Genomic DNA, 16,112 nt, shown 5'->3' with positions numbered 1-16,112 from the left:
TCATTAAAAAAGAGGTTCGTCTTCCGTAGTGTTTATGCTATAATATTAAACGTTATGTGAAAGAATTGTGTATAACAAACATAAAACGCCGTAAACAGGGCGGACAAGGTGGCTGCCGCTACCGTAAGAGCTTACGAAGCGGATTTGCTGCTGTAAAACTTAGGTGTAACCTTACGAAGCGGTTCTGCTACCGCAAACCTTTAAGGAGTGAAAAATTCATGTTCAAATTGAGCGAGATTAAAGAATTGATCAAACTGGTTGATCAAACCTCCGTTCAAGAGCTGGAAATTGAAAATGAAGGGGCACGTTTGCTCATTCGTAAACCAGGCAAGACAGAAGTGGTGAATGTACAAGCAGCCCCAATTACGCATACATATTCGCCATCGGCCGTTCCTGTATATGCTGAGCAACCGACTGGCAACCCAGGCGTTGCTCAACAAGCACCTGCAGCAGCTCCAACAATTAACGAGAATCTGCATCAGATCAAATCTCCGATGGTAGGTACGTTCTACAGCTCTCCTTCACCGGATGCCGCAGAATTCGTCAAAGCTGGCGATCGTGTAACGGATAAGAGCATCGTCTGCATTATTGAAGCTATGAAGCTCATGAATGAGCTGGAAGCTGAAGTGCGCGGAGAGATCGTCGAGGTGCTCGTATCTAACGGTCAACTGGTTGAATACGGTCAACCGCTCTTCCTCGTTAAGGCGGAATAACATATTTGCTCCTGATTGGAGAAACCGTTGTCTGAAAGGAGTAACTAAACGTGAAATTCCAAAAAGTATTGATTGCTAACCGCGGCGAGATTGCCGTTAGAATTATCCGTGCTTGTCGCGAGCTGGGGATTGCTACTGTTGCCGTATATTCGGAAGCCGACCGCGATTCCTTGCATGTTCGTCTAGCGGATGAGGCTTATTGCATCGGACCAACAGCTTCGAAGGACAGCTACTTGAATCTGACGAATCTGATGAGTGTTGCAACGATTACAGAATGTGATGCCGTACATCCAGGCTATGGGTTCTTAGCGGAGAATGCTGATTTCGCTGAAATATGTGAATCGTGCAACATTACATTCATCGGCCCTTCTCCAGAAGCGATTAGTAAAATGGGGGATAAAGCTGTAGCCAAGCTTACGATGAAGGCAGCGGATGTTCCAGTAATCCCAGGCTCTGATGGCCTAATTGAGAATATGGAAGAAGCTATTCGACTTGCGCGGGGTATCGGATACCCTGTCATTATAAAAGCGACTGCGGGCGGCGGAGGCAAAGGGATTCGTATTGCTGAGGATGAAGAGTCTCTCGTTCAGCAAATTACAACGGCGCAGCAGGAAGCCCAGAAGGCTTTTGGTAACGCAGGTGTATATCTAGAAAAATATTTGACGGGTATGAAGCATGTTGAGATTCAGATCATGGCTGACAAGCATGGCAACGCGGTGCATCTATTCGAGCGTGATTGCTCGGTGCAGAGACGTCGTCAGAAGCTTGTTGAGGAAGCTCCATGTCCGGTGCTGACACCAGCACTTCGTGAACGGATGGGACAAGCTGCAGTAAGAGCTGCGCTGGCTGTTAATTATTCCGGCGCAGGGACGCTTGAGTTCTTGCTTGGACCAGATGACAATTATTACTTCATGGAGATGAATACGCGTATTCAGGTCGAGCATCCGGTAACAGAGATGATTACGAACGTCGATCTGATTAAAGAAATGATCTCCGTTGCTGAGGGCAATCCGCTTTCATTTAAGCAAGAGGATCTGTCGATTAATGGCTGGGCGATTGAATGCCGGATTAATGCGGAAGATTCCGAGCGCAACTTCATGCCATCACCTGGTAACATTCCTTTTTATCTTCCACCAGGCGGTACGGGCGTTCGGGTTGATAGTGCTGTATATCCGGGCTATACGATTTCTCCGCATTATGATTCGATGATTGCGAAGCTTATCGTATGGGGTAGAACGCGTGAGGAAGCTATTGCTCGTATGAAGCGTGCTTTGTCGGAATTTGCTATTGAAGGCATTAAGACGACAATTCCGTTCCATCAGAAGCTGCTGAATCATCCTGTTTTTATCGAAGGCAATTTCGATATTAAGTTTTTAGAAGAATATGATGTGAACAGCCCGCAAACATAGTCTTATACAAACAGTAACTGTTTGTCATATTTCACGCCGAATGTTATAGTATAGGAATAAGATGCGGAGGATTCACCCGGTTTTTGAAACCTGGGACGCGCAACTTTAGGGAGGTGTACAACCATCATGAGTACAATTGCTGCAGATTATGAGAAAACGGACATTGGTACGATTCAGATCGCACCCGAAGTGATTGAAGTAATCGCCGGACTAGCTACCGTTGAGGTAGAGGGAGTAGCTGGTATGAGCGGGGGCTTCGCTGGCGGTATTGTTGAGCTGCTAGGTCGTAAGAATTTGTCCAAAGGTGTGAAAGTCGAAGTCGGTCAGCGCGAAGCTGCTGTAGACGTATCCATTATTGTGGAATACGGCAACCGAATTCCAGAGATCGCCTCGGAAATTCAGCGCAATGTGAAACGTTCCATCGAGATAATGACAGGTCTTAATGTCATTGAAGTGAACGTACATATTCACGATGTGCACTTCAAAGCATTGGATAAGCCGGATGAAGAAGAACAACAATTGCGCGTTAAATAATTAATTAGAACACTAACCCCCTCGTGATGGGCATGCCGCTCGGCGCAGGGGGTTTTATTCGCTCTGATGGGAGGAGGCCATACGTTGATTAGAATCATAGACAAGCTGCTCTTGTTTTTTTACAGCATAATCATTGGAGCGATCTCCATATTTATTGCTTGCGTCGGTTTCAAATGGATACCGAAGGGCAACCTCAGTGATATGATTGACGAATTATACCGTACCCAATCGATCCAGATTACAGTTATCGTTATTGGGCTGGTGCTATTTGTCCTTAGCTTACGTTTTTTTATCGTTTCACTACAGCGTGGTTCATCATCAGCGCCATCCATTGATCAGAGAACCGAATTTGGCGACATCCGGATTTCTATTGAAACAATTGAGAATCTTGCTCTGAAGGCGGCTTCCAAGCAACGCGGAGTCAAAGATCTGAGAGCACGCATAAGAGCTTCGGACGCAGGTCTAGATATTGTGCTGAGAGCGGTTGTAGATGGAGAGAGCTCCATCCCTGTATTGACAGAGGATATTCAACGATCGGTCAAAGAGCATCTGGAAGAAATAACAGGCATACCTGTTATGAATGTTGCAGTATTCGTAGCCAATGTTATTCAATCCGGGACCTATAAGAGTCGCGTGGAATAGAGGTGAGTTCGCCGATGTGGAGGGAGTACTGGGCATCCTATGGAAAACGGACGGTCGGCGCTGCTGCCGGACTGTTTTTTGGATTTGTGTACTTGTTTGCCGGGTTTTGGGACATGCTGTTTTTCATACTGCTCGTCTCTGCTGGATATTGGATTGGCAAACAGAAGGACTTACAGATTGGCTCTATGGTTCCATGGCAACGAATATGGGATGGGTTAATCGAAAGATTTCGTCCGTTTAGATGATCCTGTGATCTCCTCCGTACTCCGGAAGCCGGATTGCCGCAAGCTCCGGGCAGGGAAGAGATCATAGGTTTTTTTGAAGTAAAAGGCCTGTGCCTTTTGTTTCATAGACACAGACCGCTGAAATGCTGCTTACTAAATGAAAGCTTCAGCGGTTTTTATGACTTTATTACAATACAATATACATCGGCAGAGTAACTGCCCTTGGAGGGTAACATGAAACGAAGAATAGCACGTGAAATAGCAGTATCCAGCTTGTACCAGATGGAAATGAATGATGTAACAGCTACTGAAGCAGTCGATATGTTGATGGAAGAGGCTCGTTCGGAGAATGAGATCGGAGCTGAATTCATTGAGAATGACCAAACGGATCAATATGTCCGTGAGCTTGTTCTCGGAGTTGCAGAGCGCAAAGCAGCTATTGATGACATGCTGCAGCAGTTCTTGACAGGCTGGCAGGTAGACCGGCTATCACGCGTTGATCGCCAAGTTCTACGACTTGCTTGTTATGAGATGGTGTTCCGTGAAGATGTTCCGCCTAAAGCGGCCATCAACGAAGCCATTGAGCTTGCGAAGCATTTTGGCACCGAAGAATCCGGCAAGTTCGTTAATGGTGTGCTTGGCAAGCTCATGCAAGAGCTTGAGGGCATCAAGATTAATCCTGAATCGACTATTTAATTAGCGGCATACAGGCCTGCATGAAGGGGAGAGAGACACGATGAGTGCACAAGTTATTGAAGGAAAAAAGATATCTGACCAAATACGCGAAGAATTGAAAAGAGACGCTGCTGCATTGAAGGAGCTTGGAGTTGTTCCGGGTCTTGCAGTTGTACTAGTTGGTGAAGATCCTGCCTCTAAGGTATATGTAGGCTCTAAGGAGAAAGCCTGCCAGCAATTGGGCTTTTATTCCGAGGTGCACCGCCTTCCAGAGACAGCCTCTGAGGAGGAATTACTCGCTCTGATCGACAAGCTGAACAATCAGACTTCTATTAATGGTATTCTCGTGCAGCTTCCCTTGCCTAAGCACATCAATGAAAAAGCAGTTATTGATGCTATTGCAGTTGAAAAAGATGTAGATGGCTTCCATCCTGAGAGCGTAGGCAATCTTGTTATTGGCGATGACAGCCTGCTGCCATGTACACCTGCTGGCGTTATTGAGCTTATTAAACGCAGCGGAGTCGAAATTGCAGGCAAACATGCCGTTGTTATTGGTCGAAGCAACATTGTGGGCAAGCCGGTAGCGATGCTGCTGCTCAGAGAGCATGCAACGGTAACGATCTGCCACTCCCGTACGGCTAATATGGAAGAGCTTGCTAAGCAAGCGGATATTCTTGTTGTAGCCATTGGCAAAGCCAAAGCGATTGATCGTAAATTCGTTAAGCCAGGAGCTATTGTTATTGATGTTGGCATTAATCGTCTTCCAGATGGCAAGCTTGCTGGCGATGTTGATTATGAGGATTGCTTGGAGACAGCAGGACACATTACACCTGTCCCTGGTGGCGTTGGTCCGATGACCATTACTATGCTTATGACCAATACAATTACTGCTGCCAAACGTGCAAACCAAGTCGGGGAGTGACGGTTCGTATGGCGAATCAACCTCGCATTTATTCTATCAAAGAGATTAACCGATATATCGGAATGAAGCTTGAATCGGATTCCCTGCTCAGCGATGTTTGGCTGCGCGGGGAAATTTCCAATTTCACTCATCATTCAAGTGGACATATGTACTTTACTCTCAAAGATAAGGACAGTCGACTGAAATGCATTATGTTCGCTTCGCATAATGCCAAGTTGCCCTTTATCCCTCGGGAAGGTACTAAAGTGATGGCAAGAGGAAACGTGTCGGTCTATGAGCGGGACGGTAACTATCAATTTTATGTGAATTCCATGCAACCTGATGGGATTGGAAGCTTATATCTCGCCTATGAGCAGCTTAAATCTAAGCTGGAGACGGAAGGCTTGTTTGCCGAATCGCGCAAACGGCCCATTCCGCGTTTCCCTAGAGCGGTCGGAGTCATTACTTCACCTACCGGCGCGGCTGTCCGCGATATTATTATTACGCTTCATAGAAGATATCCTTCAATACCTATATACATATACCCTGTAGTCGTACAGGGAACGCAAGCTGCGCCCTCAATTGTACAAGCTATACAATCCATGAACCGTTTTGGCGAAATCGACGTATTAATTGTTGGAAGAGGCGGCGGGTCGCTTGAAGAGCTATGGGCTTTCAATGAAGAGTCAGTAGCTAGAAGCATAGCTGCGTCCATCATTCCTATTATTAGTGCTGTAGGACATGAGACTGATTTTACAATAGCAGATTTCGTTGCCGATCTACGGGCTGCTACACCAACTGCTGCTGCAGAGCTTGCAGTACCCCATGCAGCAGAGCTGGCGCAGCAATTGAGTCGTATGCAGCAGAGACTGGAGCAAGCGCTAAGATATATGCTCCAGAGTCGTAAGGAAAAGCTTCAACGTGCGCGGAGATCGCCCTTTTTCTTATACCCGCGTAAATATCTATTAGAGCAAGCGCAGCGACTGGACCGTCTGCAGGAACGGCTGCAGCAGCGCACGCTTCGTGTATCTGAACGTGGGAGAGCTAAGCTTGAGCGGTTGAGCAGCAGCTTAGCGGGCCATCATCCAGGTGAACAGGCTGCTTATGCTGTCAAGCGATTGCAGACTAATAGCAAGCGACTAGAACAAGCGATGCAAGGTGCGGTCAAACAAAGAAAAATACAGCTGTATGGTACGATTAGACAGTTGGATGCTCTAAGCCCACTAAAAGTTATGTCACGAGGCTATAGTCTTGTATACGATGAGTCAGAGCAGCATCTAATCAAATCAATTGCAGAAGTCCAGCCAGGCGATGTTGTAAAAGTCAAAGTAGCTGATGGACAGCTGGATTGCCATGTATGGTCGATGAGAGGGGCAGGAAACGATGGCAGCAAAGGACAATAAAGAACTTAGCTTTGAACAAGCGATGGAACAATTGGAGCTAATCGTCGCGCAGCTGGAGAATGGAGATGTACCGCTTGAGACGGCTATTGATTTGTTTCAGGAAGGTATGAAGCTATCCCAATTGTGCGGAGGCAAGCTTGAACAGGTAGAACGTAAAATTGAGCTTTTAATTGAAACGGAGCAAGGATTTCAGAAAAAACCGTTTGCACCAGCAAGCGAGGATAAAGGGGAATAACGTTGAACGTGCCAGTTGAAATCAACTCATACTTAGCGGAACGTGCGAAGCTGGTGGAACAATCGATTGCCAAGGCTTTGCCAACGCAGTGGAATGTTCCGGCTCAATTGCGAGAGTCGATGCTGTATTCTCTGGAAGCAGGCGGCAAAAGGCTCAGGCCCGTATTCGTTCTTGCTGCGGCGGAGGCAGTCAATGGGAGTGACTCTATACAGGAGCATGCCATGCCCGTTGCCTGTGCAATCGAATTTATCCACACGTACTCCCTCGTCCACGATGATCTGCCAGCAATGGATAATGATGATTATCGGCGCGGTAAGCTGACGAACCATAAGGTTTACGGAGAGGCACTGGCGATTCTTGCTGGCGACGCCCTGCTAACGCATGCCTTCCATCTCATACCACAGGCTGCTCGCAAGGGTGGCATAGACGCTCAGGTTGCTCTCGATATTGTCGAGGATTTAGCAATGCTGGCAGGAGCAAAAGGCATGGTAGGCGGGCAAGTGGCTGATATGCAGGGAGAGCAGGGAATTACATCTATAGAGGAGCTTGAGTACATTCATCTCCACAAAACAAGTGATTTGATCGTATTCTCCGTTACTGCGGGAGCAAGAATTGGCGGAGCATCTTCGGAGCAATTGGCGCATTTGGAACAATATGGCCGCAATATTGGTCTAGCTTTTCAAATCCAGGATGACATTCTTGACCTTATAGGTGATGAGCAGAAGCTGGGTAAAAAAACAAACAGCGACGTTGAGCAGCAAAAGGTTACCTATCCCTTCTTGCTCGGTATTGAGGAGAGTAAAGCTCGTGTTAAGCTGTTGACACGCGAAGCGAAATCGGCAGTATTGGAAGCGCGGCTCAAATCACCTGAAAGATTGCTTCAAATCGCAGATTATTTGGTACAACGTGAGTATTAACATAGCAATAGAAAGGCGTGGATTGGGAAACCATTCAGCCTTATGTTATAATTATTCAAATGTTTAACGTCTATTGGAATACGGAAATGACAGTATTCCAGAAAGCGAGGAAGCAACGTGCTGCTAGACCATATAAATGGACCTGAAGATTTGAAGCCACTATCAATGAAAGAACTGGAGCAGCTGTCGGATGAGATTCGTCAGTTTCTTATAGAAAAGCTTTCCGCTACTGGTGGACATCTAGCTCCGAACCTTGGAGTGGTGGAGCTCACACTTGTCCTCCATTATTTATTCGATAGTCCTGATGACAAATTTATTTTTGATGTGGGCCATCAATCTTACGTTCATAAAATTTTAACTGGCCGCAAAGATCGTTTTGATACTCTACGGATGTATAAGGGCTTATGCGGTTTCGTAAAGCGCTCTGAGAGCGAGCATGATGTGTGGGAAGCAGGCCATAGCAGTACTTCGTTGTCTGCTGCAATGGGCATGGCGCTTGCTCGGGATCTGAAAGGCGATAAGAATCGTGTAGTTGCTGTCATAGGTGACGGAGCTCTTACGGGCGGGATGGCCTTAGAGGCGCTCAACCATATCGGTGACGAGAAGAGAAATTTAATTGTTGTACTTAATGATAATGAAATGTCCATCGCACCGAACGTGGGAGCCCTGCATGCTTATTTGAGCAAAATACGTACGGATCGCCACTATCAGAAAGCAAAGGACGAGCTTCATCATTTACTCACTAAGGTTCCTGCAATTGGCGGGAAGCTGGCTAAGACAGCCGAGCGCTTCAAGGACAGTCTGAAATATTTGCTGGTTAGCGGTATTTTGTTCGAGCAGTTCGGTCTTACCTATCTAGGTCCTGTCGACGGACATGATATTGAGCAGATGATTGAGCTGTTCAAGCAGGCAGATTCCATTCCTGGTCCTGTACTTGTACATGTTATTACTGTCAAAGGTAAAGGTTATTCTCCTGCAGAGCAGGATTCATTCAAGTGGCATGGCATAACGCCATACAAAATTGAATCCGGCCAAGTGGTCAAGGCAGTTGGTCCTCCTATGTATACGGATGTATTCGGCAGTACGCTCATTGAGCTCGCAGAACAGGATGAGCGCATAATTGCCATTACTCCGGCAATGCCAGGTGGTTCAGGACTACTCAAATTTGCAGCCAGATTCCCGGATCGGATGATAGATGTTGGAATCGCGGAGCAGCATGCGGCTACGTTGTCTGCAGCGATGGCTTTAGAGGGTCTGAAGCCTGTTTTCGCGGTATACTCCACCTTTTTACAACGTGCATACGATCAGGTCGTACATGATATCTGTAGGCAAAATGCGAATGTCATCTTTGCGATTGATCGCGCAGGCTTCGTAGGTCCGGACGGTGAGACTCATCACGGTGTCTATGATATTGCATTCTTACGTCATGTCCCTAATCTGGTTATTATGATGCCTAAGAATGAGAATGAGCTTCGCCGCATGATGAAAACTGCGGTCGATTATAATGAAGGTCCAATCGCAATCCGGTATCCACGTGTAAGCGGTACGGGCGTACCAATGGATGATGCGCTGCTTCCTATTCCGATCGGAACCTGGGAGACAGTACGTGAGGGTGATTCAGCTGTCATTCTGGCGCTAGGGCCGATGATTACAGTAGCTGAAGAAGCAGCAGAGCTGTTGAAGCGTGACGGAATGAATGTACGCGTCGTGAACGCAAGATTTATTAAGCCGCTTGATGAGCAAATGCTGCTTGCTCTTGCTGCAGAAGGCAAGAACATCATTGTGCTTGAAGAAGGCTCAGAGCTTGGCGGGTTCGGTAGTTCTGTGCTTGAGTTCTATTCCTTGCAGGGTATCTACGGTGTACCTGTTCGTATCATTGGCGTACCGGATCTGTTCATTGAGCATGGCTCGATCAAAGAACAGCAGATTGAGGTTGGCTTGACTGCTGACAGAGTTGCAACAGAGCTTAAAAACATGCAGCCTGGCCGCAAAATGCGGGCTACAGGGCAGCACTGAATGGCTGAAGGAGAAAGATGACAACGACACCTAAGGAAAGAATAGATGTACTGCTGGTGGAGCGCGGATTCTATGACAGCAGGGTGAAGGCCAAAGCTGCATTAATGGCAGGACTGGTTCTGGTTGACGATGAGCCAATTGATAAGAGTGGAATGAAAGTGTCGAGAGATGCTGATATTAAGGTGAAGGGCGCTATTCATCCTTATGTCAGTCGTGGAGGCTTGAAGCTGGAGAAGGCCATTAAAGCATTCAGCATCGATCTCAAAGATCGTGTCATGCTTGATATTGGTGCTTCTACAGGAGGCTTTACAGACTGCGCACTTCAGAATGGCGCATCATTCGTCTATGCGATTGATGTTGGTTATAATCAGCTTGATTATTCGCTTCGCCAGGATGAACGAGTTTGTGTCATGGAAAGAACGAACTTCCGCTATACACAGCCAGCAGACTTGGAGGGTCCTCCACCAACGTTTGCTACTATAGATGTATCCTTCATTTCTTTAAAGCTTATATTGCCTGCACTAGGAGCTCTGCTTAGTCCAGGATCAGGTATTGTAGCACTTATTAAGCCGCAGTTCGAAGCCGGCAGAGAAAAGGTTGGCAAATCAGGCGTGGTACGTGATGCTGCTGTGCATGCAGAAGTACTTCGCACAGTATTGACTGCAGCTGCTGGATTTGGATATCAACTGCAGGATGTAACATTCTCACCTATTACAGGCGGGGAAGGCAATATTGAGTTTCTGGCTTATTGGCTTTGGACGAATGAGCCTAATTCTCATATTCCTAGTGATGAAGCATTGTCAGAGCTTGTTCGTCAGGCAAGTGACACTTTCATCGCTAAGAAGTCATAGTTCTTGCAAATAAGGGAATACCTTAACCATATTCATCGGTTGAGGTGTCCCTTTTATTTTTCACTTTACAGATAGGCGTTGGTTTTGATAAACTGAAGAAACCAAACATGCGTTCGCTTTGCGATATAAACAGGAATATGCATCCTTCGTCACGAACCATTTATGTAATGGATCAATTCAGACGGGGGGGCTGCATATGGAGAAGTACGGTGACTGGTTTGTTATGCTGGTTGCTGGAGCGTTTCTTTTATTTTGGCTGTACCGAGCTTTCTACCGTTGGCTGCATGAGCCTTATAGTGTGAACCGCCTGAAGCTTGGCAAAGGCGGGGTGCTGACTGCCGATGATGAGAACATTATCTTATTGGAGCGGGCAGGCTATGAGGTGTTGTCCGGCAAGCATCGTGTTCCTATTCATATTGAACTGGATGGCGAGCTGCTGGGCAGCAGACTGTATATTGATTATATTGCTGAGGCTGAAGGCAAGATGTATATCGTCAAGACAGCAAGGGATAGAATGCCGATGGATTGGACGGGCAGTGGAGTGAGAGATAGGCTTCTGGTCTATTCCCTTCTAATGCCTGAATGTGTAGGGATATTGTTCGTGGATGTGAAGGAACGTACCATACGCAAAATTGTTTTTCAAGTCAATGATTAGCATGTTTGGGGAGGAACGTTATGAAAGGCATAAGGCAATTTAAGATTAAAGAAATTATAACGAAGAATACGATCGAGACGCAGGAGGAGCTGGTGGAAGCTCTCCGAGACGCGGGCCTGCAGGTCACACAAGCTACAGTGTCCAGAGATATGAAGGAGCTTATGCTCATTAAGATCCCAGCAGGTGACGGAAGATATAAATATTCACTGCCGCAGGATCAGCAGCGACTGAATCCAGTTAATAAGCTGAAGAGAGCGCTCATTGATCATTTTGTTCATATAGATTATACGGAAAATTTAGTGGTGCTCAAATCTTTGCCGGGAACGGCAAATACGATTTGTGCCTTGATTGATAATATGGAGTGGCCAGAGGTAATGGGGACCATATGCGGAGACGATACGATTCTCATTATTTGCCGATCGAAGGATAATAGCGTTGTCCTTGTCGAGAAGCTGCTTGAGCTGCTGAATTAATCGAACATTTCTAGGAGGTAAATAACCATGCTGCGTGAGTTGTCCATTCGGAATTTAGCGGTTATTGAAGAAGTAAACGTTTCGTTTCATCGTGGATTTCATGTATTGACAGGAGAAACGGGAGCTGGTAAGTCAATTATTATTGATGCACTTAGCTTAATTGTCGGAGGACGCGGCTCCGCAGATATGGTGAGGTACGGCTGTGACAAGGCTGAGATGGAAGCGATGTTCGACCTTCCCGTCGTACATCCTGTGTGGACGGTGCTTGAGAGACTCGGTGTTCAAGCATCAAGGGAAGAAATGCTCATCATTAAGCGTGACCTGTCTTCCCAAGGAAAGAGCAGCAGTCGTGTGAATGGACAGCTCGTGACCATGACTATGCTTCGTGAAATTGGCGAATGTCTCGTCAATATACATGGACAGCATGAGCACCAATCATTGCTTCGTACAGAGCAGCATTTAGAGTGGCTGGACTTGTTCGCTGGAGATTTGCTTATTGAACGCAAGCAGGCATATAGAGCAGTGTATTCACAGCTCCATCAAGCACGGGTATCCATTCGTGAGCTTGAAGAAACGACTCGTCATAACGTTCAGATGCTTGATCTATATCGGTATCAGATCGAAGAAATCACGAATGCGAAGCTGAAGGCAGGAGAAGATGAGGCGCTGGAGGAAGAACGGCGGAAGCTGCAATATGCGGGGAAACGAATAGACAGTGTGGCTGATGCCTATTCATTGCTGTACGGCTCCAAAGGGTTAGATGCCATTAGCAAAGCAATAGCTAAGCTTACTGATATTCAAGATTATGATCCAAGTAAAATAACACCTTTACTTGAACAGCTTCAATCTGCCTTTTATCAAGCTGAAGATGCTGCATTTGAATTAAGGGATTACCGAGATAGCATTGAATCAGATCCCGAGCAGCTGGCAATGATTGAGGACAGGCTTGATATGATTAATAGTCTCAAGCGCAAATACGGTGAGACCATACCCGAAATTCTAGAATATTTGGAGCAAACTACACTTGAACGTGACAAAATTGAAAATCGCGATGAATATATGGAGAGACTGCGTAAAGACGAGCTCCGATTGTATGTACAGGCACTTGAGCTGGCACAGGAGCTATCCCAGCTCCGCAGTCATGCGTCTAAGCGTCTTGCTGAATCCATTGAGAATGAACTTCGTCAATTACAAATGTCGAATACGATATTCCGTGTACATATGGAGCAGATCGCAGCTGCCGAAGGATCATCTGATTCGATTTCTCTGAACATGAATGGATTGGATGAAGCCGTCTTCATGCTTTCAGCGAACCCTGGAGAGCCCTTGAAGCCAATCAGCAAAATTGCTTCCGGTGGTGAGATGTCGCGGATTATGCTGGCGTTGAAAGCCATTTTCGCAGAAATCGATCAAGTTCCCGTTCTTATATTTGATGAAGTCGATACAGGAGTTAGCGGAAGGGCAGCACAGGCTATAGCAGAGAAAATGTCTCAGCTATCGGAGCGCTGTCAAATTTTCTCGATCACTCATTTACCGCAAGTCGCGTGTATGGCTGATCATCATTATGAAATTCATAAGCAGGTCATTGGACAGCGAACATCTACAAGTGTGACACCGCTTATTGACAATATGCGTACAGAAGAGCTTGCAAGGATGCTTGGCGGCGTAGAAGTAACAGAAAAAACACGGCATCATGCACAAGAAATGCTTGATTTGGCACATCGACAGAAAGGAGCCTAATGACAGGCATTCAGGGAATGTTTTTGTGGTCATAAAACACTCGGGGCAGGGTAACTTAAAGGTACGCAAGTGGCGGGCGACCTTTCTCGTCATGCGATGGAATTACAGGGAGCGTGAAATCATTGAACTCCAGTCCAAGGAAGAGATGGTTTGGCTTAGTTCTCGTGTTCTTCGTTTGCGTGATCGGGCTCTCCACCCCGTTTCAACATTTTGCCGCATTCCCGAATGAACTTCGTTTATTCTCCGGCCAGCTGAAACGATTACAATATGGAGTTCCCGTTCATGCCGAAGTTACCGTGGATCCTCAAATGCTTCAAGTGAATGGTTCATCTAGCCAATCACTGTCGGTTAATTTGAATGAGCCATTATCACTGCAGCCGCATCACAGTGGTCAGACAAGTATGAAAGTGAAATTATTTGGTAAAATTCCATTCAAGACCGTTAAGGTGAATGTTGTACCCGATCTAAGAGTTATTCCAGGCGGACAGACTATTGGTGTTAAAGTCAAATCAGCAGGAATACTCGTTGTAGGACATCATCAAGTTACGGCAGAAGGCGGAGCCAAACAATCACCAGGTGAGGAAGCGGGCTTACGATTAGGCGATCTTATTGTGAAGATCGATGGTCGGTCCATTAATGAAGTGAAGAAAGTGGCAGAGCTGGTGGAGAAAGCCGGTAATGAACATCGTCCTTTAGCCATCACTTACAAAAGAAATGGGAAACTGAATGAGACGAATTTGAAGCCTGTTCTCGATGCGGAGGAGCGCAGCTGGAGGCTTGGTCTCTATATTAGAGACTCAGCGGCAGGTGTCGGCACTCTGACCTTCTATGCCCCTGAACAAGGTGTATACGGTGCTCTTGGCCATGTTATAACCGATATGGACACGCAGACACCCATTGAAGTAGGGGATGGTGAGATTCTGCAATCCAGTGTGACCTCGATTAACAAGAGTCAGAATGGGGAACCTGGCGAGAAGCGCGCTCATTTTGTGAAGGAAGGCAAAATTCTTGGGAACATCGAGAAAAACACGCCATTCGGCATTTTTGGTAAAATGAACGAGAATCCAAATCACAGTTACAGTGAGAAATCTGTACCTGTAGCCTTCGCTGAAGAGGTCAAAGAGGGTCCCGCTCAAATTCTAACGGTTGTGAATGGGCAGAAGGTTGAGCGATTCAACATTGAGATTGTTCATGTAACAAAGCAGCCTGTCGCTGCCACCAAAGGTATGGTTATCAAAATCACAGATAAACGTCTTCTTGATAAAACCGGAGGAATTGTCCAAGGGATGTCCGGAAGCCCTATTATTCAGAATGGCAAGCTCGTCGGAGCAGTAACTCATGTATTCGTTAATGATCCATCTTCAGGTTATGGATGTTTCATTGAATGGATGCTGCAAGACGCAGGTGTACTGCTGAAGGATGCCAAGCTTCAACCAACGAACAAAGAAACAGGAACTGCTGCATAACAAACAAACCGCTGAATTCGGCTCTTAAGCCTTCAGCGGTTTGTATATTTTTAAGCGACAAATGAGTAACTAAGTTTGTCGAAATAGAGCGAACTTCATCTGTAAATGTAATAAATTATTAATTATAACGAAATACAGTAAAAAAATAAAGGAAAATAATTTTCGACAGAAGGAATTTAATAAGGCGTGTCGAAAACTTAAGTCAAGACAACTAGGGGAAGGTAATCAAAAGTAAATATCATTTAAGGGAGGCCCAGACCTTGCAGAAGATCGAAGTATTGTTGGCAGACGACAACCGTGAGTTTACTAATTTGTTATCGGAGTACATATCCGAACAGAGTGATATGAATGTAAGTGGGGTAGCGTATAACGGAGAGGAAGTTCTCACCCATTTTGAAGAATCGAGAAGAATTCCGGATGTACTTATTTTAGATATTATTATGCCTCATTTAGATGGCTTGGGTGTATTGGAACGATTGAAAGAAATGAATATTTCTCCTATGCCCAAGATCATTATGCTTACTGCATTCGGTCAAGAAAATATTACTCAAAAAGCGGTTCAGCTCGGAGCTTCATACTATATTTTAAAACCGTTCGATATGGAAGTATTGGCTAACCGAGTTCGTCAACTAGTCGGCAATACGGCCTTCTCTTCATCAGCAACCTATAGCTCAGGATCAACTGTTCTGAAATCCAATGTCGTACCACTCGCAAAAGGGAAAAACCTGGATGCGAACATTACGAGCATTATTCATGAGATCGGTGTTCCTGCCCATATTAAAGGTTATCAATATTTACGTGAAGCGATTACAATGGTCTATAATAATATTGAGATACTAGGGGCCATTACCAAAACCTTATATCCAGCCATTGCCGAGAAATTCAAAACAACGCCATCCCGCGTTGAGCGCGCAATCCGTCATGCAATAGAGGTTGCTTGGACACGTGGCAACATCGACAGCATCAGCCACCTGTTCGGCTACACGATCAACATCAGCAAGTCGAAGCCAACGAACTCCGAGTTCATAGCGATGGTTGCAGATAAGCTTCGGATTGAGCATAAGGTTTCGTAAGTCTGTCACATTAATATTAATAGCAAGAAAACCGAATCCACTTAATTATTGGTTCCTTGAGAAGCCAATGATTAAGTGGATTTTATTATCGACCTCTATTTCTCGTATAGCGTTAGAAAAATTAGGCATAAATAACATCCTCCAAACATGAATGAGTGTCATCAGAGGGAGGGCTTGTATTACTT

17 protein-coding genes are annotated in these 16,112 nt (G+C 45.8%); all 17 read left to right on the top strand.

What is annotated here, in order from left to right; genetic code table 11:
• Positions 1 to 218 precede the first annotated feature (218 nt).
• The 17 genes from accB (at position 219) to spo0A (ending at position 15,927) form a co-directional block, all read left to right on the top strand.
• Positions 219 to 713 carry an acetyl-CoA carboxylase biotin carboxyl carrier protein gene (gene accB, locus AC6ESP_RS06270; protein WP_497095830.1) on the top strand — a complete coding sequence of 165 codons (495 nt, stop codon included), beginning with the start codon at positions 219 to 221 and terminating at the stop codon, positions 711 to 713.
• 50 nt (positions 714 to 763) lie between these two features.
• Positions 764 to 2,122, top strand: coding sequence for an acetyl-CoA carboxylase biotin carboxylase subunit (gene accC / locus AC6ESP_RS06265; RefSeq protein ID WP_497095829.1), 1,359 nt, complete (start codon positions 764 to 766; stop codon positions 2,120 to 2,122).
• Positions 2,123 to 2,248: 126 nt separating this feature from the next.
• On the top strand, positions 2,249 to 2,656 hold the full coding sequence (locus AC6ESP_RS06260; protein WP_497095828.1) for an Asp23/Gls24 family envelope stress response protein: 408 nt from the start codon (positions 2,249 to 2,251) through the stop codon (positions 2,654 to 2,656).
• 84 nt (positions 2,657 to 2,740) lie between these two features.
• Entirely contained in the window at positions 2,741 to 3,298 is a 558-nt protein-coding gene (gene amaP / locus AC6ESP_RS06255) for an alkaline shock response membrane anchor protein AmaP (RefSeq protein ID WP_497095827.1), read from the top strand.
• A gap of 14 nt (positions 3,299 to 3,312) precedes the next feature.
• Positions 3,313 to 3,543: a DUF2273 domain-containing protein gene (locus AC6ESP_RS06250; RefSeq protein WP_497095826.1), complete on the top strand. Its 231-nt coding sequence runs from the start codon at positions 3,313 to 3,315 to the stop codon at positions 3,541 to 3,543.
• A gap of 213 nt (positions 3,544 to 3,756) precedes the next feature.
• Positions 3,757 to 4,218 (top strand): transcription antitermination factor NusB, encoded by a 462-nt coding sequence (nusB, locus tag AC6ESP_RS06245; RefSeq protein ID WP_497095825.1) that lies wholly within the window; start codon positions 3,757 to 3,759, stop codon positions 4,216 to 4,218.
• Positions 4,219 to 4,258: 40 nt separating this feature from the next.
• Positions 4,259 to 5,119 (top strand): bifunctional methylenetetrahydrofolate dehydrogenase/methenyltetrahydrofolate cyclohydrolase FolD, encoded by an 861-nt coding sequence (gene folD / locus AC6ESP_RS06240; RefSeq protein WP_497095824.1) that lies wholly within the window; start codon positions 4,259 to 4,261, stop codon positions 5,117 to 5,119.
• Positions 5,120 to 5,127: 8 nt separating this feature from the next.
• On the top strand, positions 5,128 to 6,501 hold the full coding sequence (gene xseA / locus AC6ESP_RS06235; RefSeq protein WP_497095823.1) for an exodeoxyribonuclease VII large subunit: 1,374 nt from the start codon (positions 5,128 to 5,130) through the stop codon (positions 6,499 to 6,501).
• Positions 6,482 to 6,736, top strand: coding sequence for an exodeoxyribonuclease VII small subunit (gene xseB / locus AC6ESP_RS06230; protein WP_497095822.1), 255 nt, complete (start codon positions 6,482 to 6,484; stop codon positions 6,734 to 6,736). Before xseA ends, xseB begins: the two co-directional genes overlap by 20 nt.
• Before the next feature lie 2 nt (positions 6,737 to 6,738).
• A complete protein-coding gene (locus tag AC6ESP_RS06225) occupies positions 6,739 to 7,653 on the top strand; it encodes a polyprenyl synthetase family protein (protein ID WP_497095821.1) in 915 nt (304 codons plus the stop codon).
• Between the two features lie 117 nt (positions 7,654 to 7,770).
• Positions 7,771 to 9,669: a 1-deoxy-D-xylulose-5-phosphate synthase gene (dxs, locus tag AC6ESP_RS06220; RefSeq protein WP_497095820.1), complete on the top strand. Its 1,899-nt coding sequence runs from the start codon at positions 7,771 to 7,773 to the stop codon at positions 9,667 to 9,669.
• 17 nt (positions 9,670 to 9,686) lie between these two features.
• Positions 9,687 to 10,520 carry a TlyA family RNA methyltransferase gene (locus tag AC6ESP_RS06215; protein ID WP_497095819.1) on the top strand — a complete coding sequence of 278 codons (834 nt, stop codon included), beginning with the start codon at positions 9,687 to 9,689 and terminating at the stop codon, positions 10,518 to 10,520.
• A gap of 196 nt (positions 10,521 to 10,716) precedes the next feature.
• Positions 10,717 to 11,175, top strand: a complete 459-nt coding sequence (locus AC6ESP_RS06210; protein ID WP_497095818.1) for a hypothetical protein — start codon at positions 10,717 to 10,719, stop codon at positions 11,173 to 11,175.
• A gap of 20 nt (positions 11,176 to 11,195) precedes the next feature.
• Complete coding sequence (gene ahrC / locus AC6ESP_RS06205) at positions 11,196 to 11,648, top strand: transcriptional regulator AhrC/ArgR (protein ID WP_497095817.1); 453 nt, start codon at positions 11,196 to 11,198, stop codon at positions 11,646 to 11,648.
• A 27-nt stretch (positions 11,649 to 11,675) separates the two neighbouring features.
• Positions 11,676 to 13,388 carry a DNA repair protein RecN gene (gene recN, locus AC6ESP_RS06200; RefSeq protein ID WP_497095816.1) on the top strand — a complete coding sequence of 571 codons (1,713 nt, stop codon included), beginning with the start codon at positions 11,676 to 11,678 and terminating at the stop codon, positions 13,386 to 13,388.
• A gap of 122 nt (positions 13,389 to 13,510) precedes the next feature.
• Positions 13,511 to 14,854 (top strand): SpoIVB peptidase, encoded by a 1,344-nt coding sequence (gene spoIVB / locus AC6ESP_RS06195; RefSeq protein WP_497095815.1) that lies wholly within the window; start codon positions 13,511 to 13,513, stop codon positions 14,852 to 14,854.
• A 260-nt stretch (positions 14,855 to 15,114) separates the two neighbouring features.
• The gene (gene spo0A / locus AC6ESP_RS06190) at positions 15,115 to 15,927 is read left to right on the top strand and encodes a sporulation transcription factor Spo0A (protein WP_497095814.1); all 813 of its coding nucleotides are present in this window, start codon (positions 15,115 to 15,117) and stop codon (positions 15,925 to 15,927) included.
• Positions 15,928 to 16,112 lie beyond the last annotated feature (185 nt).

The organism is Paenibacillus xinjiangensis, from assembly GCF_059686975.1.
This window is presented reverse-complemented; position numbering and strand designations above follow the sequence as displayed.

Excerpts from the sequence above, each read along its gene's own strand:
- accB (WP_497095830.1), top strand. The coding sequence starts at position 219 with ATGTTCAAATTGAGCGAGATTAAAGAATTGATCAAACTGGTTGATCAA.
- AC6ESP_RS06260 (WP_497095828.1), top strand. The coding sequence starts at position 2,249 with ATGAGTACAATTGCTGCAGATTATGAGAAAACGGACATTGGTACGATT.
- AC6ESP_RS06250 (WP_497095826.1), top strand. The coding sequence starts at position 3,313 with ATGTGGAGGGAGTACTGGGCATCCTATGGAAAACGGACGGTCGGCGCT.
- nusB (WP_497095825.1), top strand. The coding sequence starts at position 3,757 with ATGAAACGAAGAATAGCACGTGAAATAGCAGTATCCAGCTTGTACCAG.
- folD (WP_497095824.1), top strand. The coding sequence starts at position 4,259 with ATGAGTGCACAAGTTATTGAAGGAAAAAAGATATCTGACCAAATACGC.
- xseA (WP_497095823.1), top strand. The coding sequence starts at position 5,128 with ATGGCGAATCAACCTCGCATTTATTCTATCAAAGAGATTAACCGATAT.
- xseB (WP_497095822.1), top strand. The coding sequence starts at position 6,482 with ATGGCAGCAAAGGACAATAAAGAACTTAGCTTTGAACAAGCGATGGAA.
- AC6ESP_RS06215 (WP_497095819.1), top strand. The coding sequence starts at position 9,687 with ATGACAACGACACCTAAGGAAAGAATAGATGTACTGCTGGTGGAGCGC.
- AC6ESP_RS06210 (WP_497095818.1), top strand. The coding sequence starts at position 10,717 with ATGGAGAAGTACGGTGACTGGTTTGTTATGCTGGTTGCTGGAGCGTTT.
- ahrC (WP_497095817.1), top strand. The coding sequence starts at position 11,196 with ATGAAAGGCATAAGGCAATTTAAGATTAAAGAAATTATAACGAAGAAT.
- recN (WP_497095816.1), top strand. The coding sequence starts at position 11,676 with ATGCTGCGTGAGTTGTCCATTCGGAATTTAGCGGTTATTGAAGAAGTA.